This is a genomic window from Parabacteroides faecis, assembly GCF_014647375.1.
Classification (GTDB): Bacteria; Bacteroidota; Bacteroidia; order Bacteroidales; family Tannerellaceae; genus Parabacteroides; species Parabacteroides faecis.
In genome coordinates this window covers 42,912-55,959 of record NZ_BMPB01000015.1, presented here as the reverse complement: position 1 = coordinate 55,959, position 13,048 = coordinate 42,912, and the positions used below count along the sequence as shown (strand labels likewise).

10 protein-coding genes are annotated in these 13,048 nt (G+C 38.8%); 5 read left to right on the top strand and 5 right to left on the bottom strand.

The features are described 5' to 3' along the window. The first annotated feature begins 119 nt into the window (after positions 1 to 119). The gene (locus tag IEY67_RS20400) at positions 120 to 4,220 is read left to right on the top strand and encodes a two-component regulator propeller domain-containing protein (RefSeq protein WP_183672210.1); all 4,101 of its coding nucleotides are present in this window, start codon (positions 120 to 122) and stop codon (positions 4,218 to 4,220) included. Here the strand turns inward: IEY67_RS20400 and IEY67_RS20395 are convergent. The 5 genes from IEY67_RS20395 to mutY are packed head-to-tail and all read right to left on the bottom strand — an operon-like array spanning position 4,208 to position 8,362. Continuing rightward, entirely contained in the window at positions 4,208 to 4,828 is a 621-nt protein-coding gene (locus IEY67_RS20395) for a 4'-phosphopantetheinyl transferase family protein (protein WP_183672209.1), read from the bottom strand. The genes IEY67_RS20400 and IEY67_RS20395 overlap by 13 nt on opposite strands. Next, positions 4,828 to 5,403, bottom strand: coding sequence for a gliding motility lipoprotein GldD (gene gldD, locus IEY67_RS20390; protein WP_122352195.1), 576 nt, complete (start codon positions 5,401 to 5,403; stop codon positions 4,828 to 4,830). Before gldD ends, IEY67_RS20395 begins: the two co-directional genes overlap by 1 nt. Then, positions 5,403 to 6,740 carry a gliding motility-associated protein GldE gene (gldE, locus tag IEY67_RS20385; RefSeq protein WP_183672208.1) on the bottom strand — a complete coding sequence of 446 codons (1,338 nt, stop codon included), beginning with the start codon at positions 6,738 to 6,740 and terminating at the stop codon, positions 5,403 to 5,405. The genes gldD and gldE overlap by 1 nt, the downstream gene beginning before the upstream one ends. Before the next feature lie 25 nt (positions 6,741 to 6,765). After that, complete coding sequence (locus tag IEY67_RS20380; RefSeq protein WP_122352193.1) at positions 6,766 to 7,242, bottom strand: single-stranded DNA-binding protein; 477 nt, start codon at positions 7,240 to 7,242, stop codon at positions 6,766 to 6,768. 43 nt (positions 7,243 to 7,285) lie between these two features. Continuing rightward, positions 7,286 to 8,362 carry an A/G-specific adenine glycosylase gene (gene mutY / locus IEY67_RS20375; RefSeq protein ID WP_183672207.1) on the bottom strand — a complete coding sequence of 359 codons (1,077 nt, stop codon included), beginning with the start codon at positions 8,360 to 8,362 and terminating at the stop codon, positions 7,286 to 7,288. A gap of 198 nt (positions 8,363 to 8,560) precedes the next feature. Here mutY and IEY67_RS20370 point away from each other — a divergent pair, with 198 nt between their 5' ends. The 4 genes from IEY67_RS20370 (at position 8,561) to IEY67_RS20355 (ending at position 12,893) form a co-directional block, all read left to right on the top strand. Then, entirely contained in the window at positions 8,561 to 8,833 is a 273-nt protein-coding gene (locus tag IEY67_RS20370) for an HU family DNA-binding protein (RefSeq protein ID WP_008148996.1), read from the top strand. A gap of 222 nt (positions 8,834 to 9,055) precedes the next feature. Next, complete coding sequence (locus IEY67_RS20365) at positions 9,056 to 10,627, top strand: Rne/Rng family ribonuclease (RefSeq protein ID WP_122352191.1); 1,572 nt, start codon at positions 9,056 to 9,058, stop codon at positions 10,625 to 10,627. 1,111 nt (positions 10,628 to 11,738) lie between these two features. Next, the gene (locus IEY67_RS20360; RefSeq protein WP_183672206.1) at positions 11,739 to 12,401 is read left to right on the top strand and encodes a leucine-rich repeat domain-containing protein; all 663 of its coding nucleotides are present in this window, start codon (positions 11,739 to 11,741) and stop codon (positions 12,399 to 12,401) included. Between the two features lie 39 nt (positions 12,402 to 12,440). Next, a complete protein-coding gene (locus IEY67_RS20355; RefSeq protein ID WP_189086832.1) occupies positions 12,441 to 12,893 on the top strand; it encodes a hypothetical protein in 453 nt (150 codons plus the stop codon). The last annotated feature ends 155 nt before the right edge of the window (positions 12,894 to 13,048 follow it).

The following is a 13,048-nucleotide window of genomic DNA, read 5'->3' as shown; positions in this document are numbered from 1 at the left end:
TTTATATACCTTAGATTTAGAATGCTTTTTCGTAACCTGAAACAAATGAAGAAATTCAGGATTTTCAGGTTACCTTATTTTATATATTTGTCATACAATTTTGAAAAATACTACTTATAATGAAAAGAATAATTTTACTATTGCTCTTATCTGTATTTTCATTATATAATCATGCAGAAACAGAATGGAGCAACTACAAGATACGTCCTATTAATAATCAGGACAAACTTCCCGGTAAGCAAGTTAACCAAATACTCCAGGATAGTGAAGGATATATATGGTTTGCAACCAACAACGGACTATGTTCTTACAACGGATATTCCCTGAAAATATACAAATCCTCCAATCAGCACCCGAAGCTATTGCAAAGCAATATCGTAAATGCTATAATTGAAGATATAGACCATCGTATCTGGATAGGAACAGAACAAGGTATAAATATTCTGGACAAATCAACAAACAAAATCGAAACGATAAGTAACGATAGTCTTCAAAATTCATATATTCACTCTTTTCTTCTCTCTAGCGACAGCACCCTGTGGATCGGCACTCAAGTCGGACTACTTCGCTACAACAGAGATTCACGAAATTTCACGACTTACAAAAATCGCCCCAATGACAACACTTCCATCTGTGGAAATGCAATAAAAGCATTGCTGGAAGATGAATCCGGAGATATATGGGTCGCCACTTATGGCTATGGAATATGTAGACTGAATACTCAAACGGAAAAATTCATCCATTATCCGTCACTTGCACCATTAAACCGTGCCAATTATTTATTTCAGGATAAAGATAAAAATCTATGGGTCTGTTTATGGGGAGACGGCATTGTCAAAATAGAAAACAAAAATGACAGTTATTATCCTGTCTATACACATATACAAAAAGAATCGACATACGAATGTATTTTTCGCAGCCTGCAACAGCTGAACAATGGAGAAATTATAGCCGGAACCAGCCAAGGATTATACTCAATCACATCAGACAATTCTCTACAGGTCTCAAATAAACAAAAAAATCCTCTATATACCCAGATTTTAAATAATGAGATCAACTACTTATATACGGATAAAGAACACAATATATGGATTGCGACCCAGAACTCTGGAGTTTATGTCGCTTCTTCGGAAAAAAATCCGTTTACAAATTATCCGTTAAACATGACAACCAGTTCCCATCAATCACTAAAAGTCAATTCATTTTATGAATGGAATCAAAATGAACTTTTACTTGGAGCAGACAAGATCTGTTTTGCTTTTTACGACAAAAATAAACAAGAACTCATTTCTTACAAAAAGAAACAGAACTATAATAACATATTCCGGGAATGGCCCGGAAACTTGCAATTTATATTCAAACATCCGTATAAAAATGAATTATGGTTCGGGACACAATTCGGAGGACTGATTATATGCCAAGTTGAGAAAAATGAAATCATATCTTCCCGTTACTATTTTCATAAACTGGGGCAAACTCCGATCGGAACGACTATAAACTCCATTGTAATGGATAAAGATCACAATATATGGATCGGATCCGACGAAGGATTAAATATAATTACAGCAAACGACGATACATTATCGTACAGAACATACAACCGGATACAATCAATCTGTCAGGATCATACCGGAGCAATCTGGCTCGGCACCTATTTCGATGGTATTTATCGTTTACGTCCCGGATTCGATATTCGCAAACTATCTTTCGAAATATACAACAATAATAATAAACTGATCAATGCCAATGAAATACTATGTATTTTCGAAGATTCCCATCAAAACTTATGGGTTGGAACCAAAGAATGCGGGCTCCAAAAATATAACCGGGAAAAAAACTGGTTTGAACCAGCTCCTGATATGGAAGATATACAAGGTAATATTATTTACAATATAACAGAAGTGAACGGTAAACTTATTCTCGGAACTAATCAAGGATTAGTTTTATACGATAATACAACTTACCAATCAACCATTCTAACCGATATGGACGGTTTAATGGATAATAATTGTATGATGAATGCCATGCTGAACACCGGAAGAGGTGAAATATACTATGGAACACCTAAAGGATTCTATATTTTTCATCCCGACAAACTGGATCCTGATTCGACCGATGTAAAGACAGTCGTGACAGATTTCAAGATATTCCATAAGTCATTCGATGAATTACCAGCCAAAAAACAAAAACAACTGTCAGGAGACTTTCATCCCCTTTATACCAAACAAGTCACATTAACGCCTGCAGACAACAATATAGGTATCGAATTTGCCGCTTTGTCCTACATTCATCCCGAAAAGAAGAGATACAAATTTAAATTAGATGGATTCGACAAAAACTGGATATATACAGACGCTTCACAACGAACAGCTTACTATACGAATCTTTCTGCCGGTTCATATAAATTCCATGTAAAATGTATCAACAGCAGTGGGATTGAAAGTTCACATGATGAACTATTTTATATCAATGTCCTTCCTCCGATCTATAAAACAGGCTATGCTTATTTTTTCTACTTTTTGTTAATCGCAAGTATAGCCTATCTTTTGTATCGCTTCCAGTTATATCGTTTCCGGTTACAGGAAGCTATTAAAATCGAACAGATAGAACGTATTAAATCAGAAGAATTGAATCAATCCAAATTCAGATTCTTCACAAACATATCACATGAATTCCTTACCCCTTTATCCATCATCAGCTGTTCTTTCGAAGAACTGAAACGGAGGTTTCATATCGATAATCAAACCATTAAAGCAGCTGAGTCCAATGTATTCAGGTTAAACAAACTAATTGAAGAGATACTGGAATTCCAAAAAGCAGAAAATAACAAATTAAAACTAAAAATCACTTATGGAGATATAGCTGCCTTCATTCACGAAATATGTCATGAAAACTTTTCTTTACTGGTAAAAAATAAGAATATCACTCTAGATGTACATTGTGCCCCCGAACATATTGCAGCCTGGTTCGATAAAGATAAAATCGACAAGATTCTATATAACTTACTATCCAATGCAATAAAATTCAGCCACACAGATGGTCGTGGTAAAATAGTTGTAGCATTGACAGCTGAAGAGCCAGAAAATGAATACCAGCATAAACTGCTAATCATTAAAGTCAGGAATTCGGGTAAAGGGATCGAAAAAGAAGAATTACCTCTGATTTTCAACCGTTTCTATGAGAAAAACTTCAGACAATCCGGAAAAGGGAATGGCATCGGATTAGCTCTGACCAAAAGCTTGGTAGAGCTACATAACGGCACCATCATGGTCGACAGCGAACCCGATGGATGGACTGAATTTACAATCCATATCCCAATTAGTAGAAAAGCGTTCCGTGAAGAACAAATTGAGGATGAAAAACAAGATGAAATTATTTCTATACAAACCCTTATCGAAGAAAAAGACCCATCGATAATAAATATAAATAATACAACGGACAAGTATTCTTTGTTGCTGATTGAAGATGACACCGAACTACAAACCTCCCTTCAACACCTCCTTTCCTGCAGATACCATACAGTCGTTGCTTCAAACGGACAAGAAGGATTGGAGATCGCAACACAAATCAATCCGGATTTGATTATCAGTGATGTTATGATGCCTAAGATGGATGGTTTCGAACTGTGTAAAAGAATAAAAGAGAATATTAACATCAGCCATATCCCCATTATCTTACTAACTGCAAAAATCGATGGTTCCGACCATCTGGTGGGTCTGAAATGCGGTGCAGACAGTTACATAACAAAGCCTTTCAACTATACTCTTTTAGAGGCGCAAATAGAAACGATCCTTTCTAACCGCAAAAGAACTGTCGAAAAATTCCGTTCCAGCCCTCTCACACAAGAAATCAATCTTTCCGTATCTTCTTATGAAGAGAAGTTCTTGGTAAACGCAATTGAAATAGTAAAAAAGCACATAGAGGATCCGGAGTTTGACGTAAAACAACTCTTGGAAGAAATGCAGGTTTCCAACTCAATGCTATATCGTAAGCTGAAGGCACTGACCAACCTTTCTCCCAATGAATTTATCCGGAATATACGCCTAAAAACAGCGACGGAACTATTACGACAGAAAAAAGGGAATATATCCGAAATTGCTTATCAAGTCGGATTCAAAGACGCTCGTTATTTCAGTGTTAATTTCAAAAAGGAATTCAATATGACTCCCAGTGAATACATGGAAAAAAGTCAATCTCCTAAAAGGAGTCAGACACTATAAACCAATACAAAGTCTGGTAAGACTTCATACTTTAAAACATAAGACCTTTGCTCTAATGTTTTGGTTTCATGCACATTCAGTTTTCCTGAAACAGAAAATTGAAAAGGTTCAATATGCAAATGTTCGATAAAGTCAATATCTTGTTGCCGGATCATTTTGAATAAAGCTTCCTTGGCACACCAATAAACAAGAAGATGTTCTACTTCATATTCGGAGCCGATTGATGCACCTTCTTCTGGAGACATAAAACGGCTACAGATCTTCAACACACGATTGGAATGATATTCAATGTCTATACCGGCAGTCTCCTGATCCTGCAACAGCACTGCCGCATAACCGTTTGTATGGGAAATACTCAGGGAAAGAGACGAACCGGATAAGTAAGGAGCACCATCGTCATGATAAGCGATCAGCAACTCCTCTCCTACCAACTCTTTTAGAAGAACACGCGACGCCAGCCATTCCTGACGACGTTTTTCCGTTTTTATCCCTTGCAGAAAAGGGAGGTATTCAGATTGTAATCCCAGCATAGCGAGCAATTCATCCGAACTTTCTTCGATCTTCCACACACCCAGTAACGGTTCTGTATGTTTAAACAGGAGAGGCATTATTTTTTCCAGCTAAAAGATTGTATCAACTCTATAATATCTTTCCGCAGATAATCTGTTACGGGAGCCAGCGAATCGGCATTCGGCACGCAATCATAATACAAAGCACCACGAAAGAAATTTGAAATACTGTCGGTCAGCATGAACTGAACAGGAGAAGCAGCTTCTCCACCCAACAGAAACAGAGAGCCATAAACCCGTTCTTCCGAATTACTATATTCCTGCACCTTTACCTCATTCGCCGTTTTTATCTGACGGGAAACCAGCGAACGGGATTCACTCGCGGCGACCGGTAAAGTAGCCGGTGTTACCGGCAAATAACTGCAATAAATCTTTACTCCCAGAGATGGATAAGATAAATTAATCCATCCTTCCGGACTTCCGGCTTCCGGCAACTCGACAGTAGCCAGTTGGGATACATTAAAAGAATAAGGCAAACTGTCCAACGACAAAACCTGATAACGCGCCGCGGGTGGTTCGATACGAAAATAACCACGTGGTTTCGGCGTATAATCCGTACAAGACGAACCAATCAGGAGATATAGGAAAAGCGCAACGGACAGTACTCGCTTCATCAGTCCTCCCCTTTTTTCACTGTATCCGTAATACAGTTAAATTTTACTTTCAGGATTCTTCTGTTGTCCATTTCCAGCACCTGGAAACGATACTTTCCATAATCCAGGATCTCCCTGCGACGTGGAAAGTCACCCTTTATTTCCAGTAAAAGTCCGGCTAATGTTTCTACATCTTCGGTCAGTTTTCCAAATTCCGTCGGATCGACATTGATCACACGGAAGAAATCGGTTAATAATATCTTAGCTTCGAAGATCAGGCTTCCATCCGCCAAACGGACAAACTGCTTTTCATCATCATCGTATTCATCCGATATTTCTCCGACAATTTCCTCCAGAATATCTTCCATCGTCACAATACCGGACGTACCGCCAAACTCATCCACAACGATTGCCATATGGATCTTATTCGTACGGAATTCTTCCAGCAGGTCGTCAATCTTTTTGGTTTCAGGAACAAAGTAAGCCGGACGGATCAGGCTCTGCCAACGGAATGTATCCGGTTTGTCAATATAAGGAAGCAAGTCTTTTATATAAAGGATACCTTTAATATTATCTTCCGAATCAGCATACACCGGAATTCGTGAGTAACCTGATTTGATAATAAAATCTATGACATTACGAAAGCTGGTCTTTATCTCCAGATCCTCCATATCCAGTCGCGGTGTCATGATCTCATCGGCTGTTTTATTATAAAATTTGATGATCTCGGCCAACATCTCTTTCTCTTCCGGAATCTCTTTAGATGTCAACTCCAACGCTTTGGATAACTCGTCGACCGACAAGTCATATTTCTTCTTTACCAACGCCTTGTTGATAATAGATGTAGAATTTACCAGCACGGTCGAAAGCGGGTGACAGATACGTTCCACCATGTTCAACACGGAAGCCGAACGACGGACAAAGCGAAGTGAATTTTTTTGTGCATAGATCTTAGGCATGATCTCGCCAAAAAGTAAAAGTAAAAAGGTCAGCACGATCGTTTCAAGAACAAAACCCAAAACCGGGACAACCGAGAAATTGATCAAAGAATTGATGCCGTAAGTACAAAGCATGACCACGGCTACGTTCACAAAGTTATTGGCAATCAAAATAGCCGCCAGTAAATATTCGGAGCGGTCCAGTAATTTCCGGATAAGCGGATCTGAAGGCGAATTCTCCTCCCGGATGTCATTGATATCACCCGGGGTAAGAGAAAAAAATGCCACTTCTGAAGCCGATACGAAACCGGACACTAACAGCAGTAAACAAGCAAGGCTTAATGCTATAACAGGACCTGCTGTAAGTGCCTGCATAGTTACCTGGTCAAATAAGCCCGATAAATAATAGTCTGAGTCCAAGGGGAACCGTATTAGTTAAACAATATCAGAACGGAAGATCATCCGCACTGTTTGATTCTGATGAAATATCCGGTTGCGCCGGCTGCTGATAAGAAGTCGTCTGTTGTGCCTGTCCTCCCTGCTGGAAACCGGTTCCGGCATTCGTTGTCGTACCATCGGCTGGCCGTGTACCCGTATTATAAAATTCAATACGGTCCGCATGAATTTCGGTAACATAACGCTTCACGCCACTCTGGTCGTCATAACTGCGGGTACGGATCTTACCTTCCACATAAACACCTGAACCTTTCTTCACCCATTTTTCTACAAAAGCAACCTGGTCGCGGCGGACAACGATATTGTGCCATTCCGTTCTTTCCGGAACAACCGTACCATTAGCCAGTGTATAACCTCTTTCAGATGTTGCTAAAGGGAAGTTTGCAACAGCCGTACCGCTGTCGAAATAACGAACGTCGGGATCTTTACCCACGTTACCGATCAATATGACTTTATTCAATGACATAGTAGTAATTCTTTTAATATCTTACAAAGAAACATAAATTCGATCATTCAGACAAATTTCCGTTTAATTTCTCTAAATAAATATGTATCAGCCGGGGAACGGCATAACGTTCTATATCTTCATACGGAACAGCCAGATACGAATTCAGTGCCTCCGGTATTTTTTCAATCTCTACCCGGTAAAAAGTAGTGTACAGGACCTGATGGGAAAGGACATGTTTTACTTCTGCCATGTCGGAAGATATATTTAATCTGCCGGCCCCGGTAAACAATTTCCGGAATGCCTCCGTTTCCTGCAATCCGGCAAAATCCATCGGTTTTTCCGTCTCGATCAGAGGGAACTCGTATAATCCTTCCCAGATATCTTTTTTACCCCGGCGGGAAAGCCAGGTTTGTCCTCTATATATAATGTATAAGTAATGAAAATAACGGGCACGCGTCTTTGTCTTATTCTGCTTGACAGGTAAATCCTGTACAGTGCCGGAAGCATACGCCATACACCGTTCTTTCAACGGGCAGACTTCGCAGTCCGGATTCTGCGGAACACATTGCAATGCACCGAACTCCATGATTGCCTGGTTATGCTGTCCCGCCTGTTTGGGATCCATAACGATCCCTGCCAGTTCTGTAAACTGTTTCTTCCCCTGTGTAGTGTCGATAGGCACATCCATCGCAAACAAACGTGCCAATACACGAAACACATTCCCGTCTACGACCGGATAAGGTTTATTCCATACAAAAGAGACGATCGCCGCTGCCGTATAGTCGCCAATACCTTTCAAGGACAATATATCTTTATGCTTCTCCGGAAAAACGCCACCGAACTTTTCCATGATCTCTTTAGCGGCAGCATGCAGATTCCGTGCCCGGCTGTAATACCCCAATCCCTGCCAGTATTTCAATACCTCATCCTCTTCTGCCGAAGCCAGAGAAGCGACATCAGGGAAACGCCCGGTGAAGCGGAGAAAATAATCCATCCCCTGAACAACACGGGTCTGTTGAAGAATAATTTCTGATATCCAGATAATATACGGATCGGACGATTCCCTCCAGGGCAGCATCCTCTTATTTGTTTTATACCAGGTCTGTAAAATATGACTGACTTCCAATTCGTTTTCCATTTACTATATCGTGTCCTCTTTTTGTACGTTTTCAAACTCTCAACTCGTTGATTAATGCAAACATACACAGATATAATGAATTGTAAGGAATCTTTTTTATTAAAAAATGGCAGGCAATTCTTTTTCCACTTAAATAAAAAGCTATATATTTGCATTCCAAAAAATTAATAGGTCCAAATCATTAATTAATTTATAGACATGACTAAAGCAGATATTGTTAGCGAGATTTCAAAAAGTACCGGTATCGATAAGCAGACGGTATTGAGTAGCGTAGAATCTTTCATGGACATCGTGAAAAGTTCATTATCTCAGGGTGAAAACGTTTACCTGAGAGGATTCGGAAGTTTCGTTATTAAGAAGAGAGCTCAGAAAACTGCTCGTAATATTTCAAAGAATACTACGATCATCATTCCGGAGCATAATATCCCTTCATTCAAACCGGCTAAAACTTTCCTGAACGAAGTTAAGTAATTAGTAATTATAGTTTAATTTAAAATTTAGAAACGATGCCTAGCGGAAAAAAAAGAAAAAGACATAAAATGTCTACGCACAAGCGCAAAAAGAGACTGAAAAAGAATAGACATAAAAAGAAATAAGTCTATCAAGAAACTCTAAAGAACAAACTTAATAAGTGACCTTTTAAGTTTGTTCTTTGCGTATTTAGAAAGGTCTGAATAAAAAAACCCTTTTTTAGTGATAAGTGAATTAGTAGTTGATGTACAACCCAAAGAGGTATCTATTGCCGTATTGGAAGACAAGAACCTTGTGGAACTCCAGAAGGAGGCCCGCAATGTCTCGTTTGCCGTAGGCGATATCTATCTTGGCAAAGTTAAAAAACTGATGCCGGGTCTGAACGCTGCTTTCATTGATGTAGGGTATAAAAAGGACGCATTTCTTCACTACCTGGACTTAGGTCCGAACTTCAACACCCAACAAAAGTTCCTCAAACAAGCACTTGGCGACCAGAAAAAAATGCCCGCCATTTCTAAAATGCAGATACTTCCTGAAATAGAAAAGGACGGAAGCATCAGCAATGTGCTTAAAGTCGGACAGGAGGTGTTGGTACAGATTGCCAAAGAGCCGATCTCAACAAAGGGTCCGCGATTGACTTCCGAGCTGTCTTTTGCCGGAAGATACATCGTTCTGATACCATTTGCCGACAAGGTCTCTGTCTCCACAAAAATCAAGTCGAGCGAGGAACGCGCCCGTTTGCGGCAGTTAATCCAGAGCATCAAGCCGAAAAACTTCAGCGTGATCGTACGTACTTCCTCCGAAGGAAAACGCGTGGCTGAACTCGACCATGAATTAAAGACATTAGTGAAACGATGGGAAGAAAACATCGTCAAGGTCCCTAAATTAAAAGTACCGTCGATCGTATATGAAGAAACGGCACGTACTGTGGCCTTGCTCCGTGATATTTTCAACCCTTCTTTCCAGAATATTTACGTAAACGATGCGGATGTTTACCATAACATACGCGATTATGTCAGCCTGATCGCTCCCGGGAGGGAAGAGATTGTACAGCGATATACCGGCGAACTACCGATCTTCGACAATTTCGGTATCACCAAGCAAGTTAAATCGTTGTTTGGACGGACGGTTACGTATAAAAGTGGAGCTTACCTGATCATCGAGCATACCGAGGCCATGCACGTAATAGATGTGAACAGCGGCAACCGTTCCAAAGGAAGCGATGCCCAGGAAAAAACAGCTATCGATGTAAATACTGCTGCCGCCGACGAAATCGCACGCCAGCTTCGTCTTCGTGATATGGGCGGTATTATTGTAGTCGATTTCATCGATATGGCAGAAGCCGCCAACCGGCAAAAGCTGTTCGAACACATGAGCAAAGCAATGGCAAACGACCGGGCCAAACACAACATCCTGCCTCTAAGCAAGTTTGGCCTGATGCAGATTACCCGTCAGAGGGTACGCCCGGCAATGGATGTGGATACGACAGAATCATGTCCTACCTGTTTTGGCACAGGAACAATCAAACCTTCGATCTTATTCACCGACAATCTGGAAGGAAAGATCGACTGTCTGGTAAACAAACACAATGTGAAGAAATTCGCCCTGCACGTACATCCCTACGTTGCAGCGTTCGTAAACAAGGGGCTTTACCCCCTTAGTATGAAATGGAAACTGAAATACTCTATGAGTATGAAAGTCATTCCTAATCAAAGTCTGGGTTTTCTGGAATATAAATTTATCGATTCCGACAAGAATGAACTCGACATGATGGAAGAAAAGGAAATGAAGTAAGGATAGAGGCCCCGGAGTTTATCGCTTCGGGGCTTTTTTATGTTATTTAACAGGTAAACTTCTCTTTCAATCATTTTTCCGGGAAAGGTTTATATGAAATCAACTATCATACTATCAGACCAAGACATAAATCAATACAAATCAATATCATAATCAATGATAGTTCCGATTTTAAACTATCATTCATCTATCATAACACCAGCATTTAACCATATTTTTAACATAGCATCGTCACTTTTCAGTCTCAAATGTGTCGATCCTTACTCATATATGTCATTATATACTTTGTAGTCATTCAACTTACCCCCTATCTTATTTCAAGGAACCAGCTATCTTTTTTATTGAAAATGCCTGCTTATTGTGTTTGAGATGCCCATTTACCCCCTTTTTACACCCCGGTCTCGACGATGCTCACACCCGGGTCTCGGTTCTGTTAAGACCCGGGTGTCAAGCAATACAAGTCAGTAACTTACTGAATACAAACACCTTACTTTATATAAAATCAAGCATCTGAGTCTTTTTGAACAAGATTGTGATAGTTGAATGATAGTCATATGATAGTTAAAAAGAGATACTATCATAAGTTATACGACTGATACACAAACAACAAACTACAAAAATGACAGTATGATAGTTAAATACCCAAAAATAAGATGAAAATTAATAAGAAATTTTTCAGCTAATTATGAACAAAAATCGTTTCTATAATTAACCGATTTATTCAGAACGGTAATAAAAAAACAGGCAGAAGTTTTTGTTTATCCTTTAAAAATACGACATTTGTAGAGTATTAGAAAATAACGTAGAAGCGTTTCGATATTATCTTGTTCTGAAATCTCGACAATTTCAACCACACAAGATAATAAGCAAATGTCTCCTACGCTTGTGTTCGTGTATATAAACTTACCTAGTGACAGGTGAACTATATACCTACATAAAGCGTGGGATCATTGTCTTATTATTGTGTGGTGGGCAGTCGAGAGCCTCAGAACAGTGATAGACGATGGTTCCCATGCTTCTTTTTTTAACGAACCGACCGAAGGGGACAGGGAGGATAAGGAGAGAAAAGAATGAAAAAATTTTATTTGTTTTATTGGGATTATGTTTGTGTTTGAATATAAAAGCTCAAGTTACCACCCATATAGAACTTCGAGAGAGCGGAACCTTGTTGGACTTACTGACAGATAGTGAGATTGAAAAGACAGAAAAAATAATTATTTATGGTAACTCTTTAATTAAAGAAGATTTTTCTGTATTGAAAACAATGCTTATACAATATAATTTGGAAGTGATAGACATTGAAAATACTGCAACATCCATTATTTCGGAAAGGGCATTTGAGGGATGTTCAAATTTGAAGGAGATAAAACTTCCTAAATATTTAATAGATACAGGATGGTACGCTTTTTATGATTGCTCAAACCTTACGAATATAGATCTTCCTTTTTCTGTTAAAAAAATAAGAAACTCTTTTAGAGTATGTTCTTCATTAACATCTGTTACATTAGGTTGGCGTGTACAATCTGTAGGTACACAATCATTTTTATTATGTGGGAATTTACAGGAAATACATTGTATGGGAGCTATCCCTCCTGATTGCAAACAGGAATCTTTTGAAGGACTTTATGAAACTTGTATTCTTTATGTACCGGAAGGGTGTAAGAAGAAGTATGCCTTTTCTGATGGCTGGCTCAATTTCGATAATATCCGTGAAGAATATGTAGAACCGACTTATTCTTTACAAGTTAATTTGGTCGGAGGAACTTTTGCCTAGCAGCTTTATCCTGACTATGAAGGGATAGGTGGAGCTATTGTGTCATATATTGATCCGGGAAATGATTATTTTATAGAAGTGGAAAAAAATGAAACAGTTGTTTTTCATATAGCCGAGGAGAATACTTATTTTGCTAATTGGCAGATTGAATCTATCTTTTTAAATGGTAAAGATATAACTTCACAACTGACAGAAAATAAGTTGCTTTATTTGAATATTAATCGAGACTCTAAACTGGAAATCATAATGAAGGATCAGTTGGCTACATCTAATGAAATAATTGAAGATAAATTCAATATACAAATATCAGCCCTTTCCGATGGTCTATTAATTAATAATATAACACCCGGCGAACAGATAAAGGTCTATAATCTTTTTGGCATTCAGGTCTATTCCCAAAAAACAGAGACTAGTGACTGTAAAATTCGCTTGTCCACAAATCAAATTTATTTGGTACAAATTGGAACCAAAGTTTTTAAAGTAAAGATTTGATAGCAATCTTTCCGGAAAGCAAAAGCTCTTAATCTATTTTAAATCTCATAATTTATCAGGAGTAACTCTGTACTCCTGATAAATTATTTTCCCTTCTTTACTTACTCTTCGCTTTCGCCATCTCCAACGCATGCGTTGTCACATAATACATCATC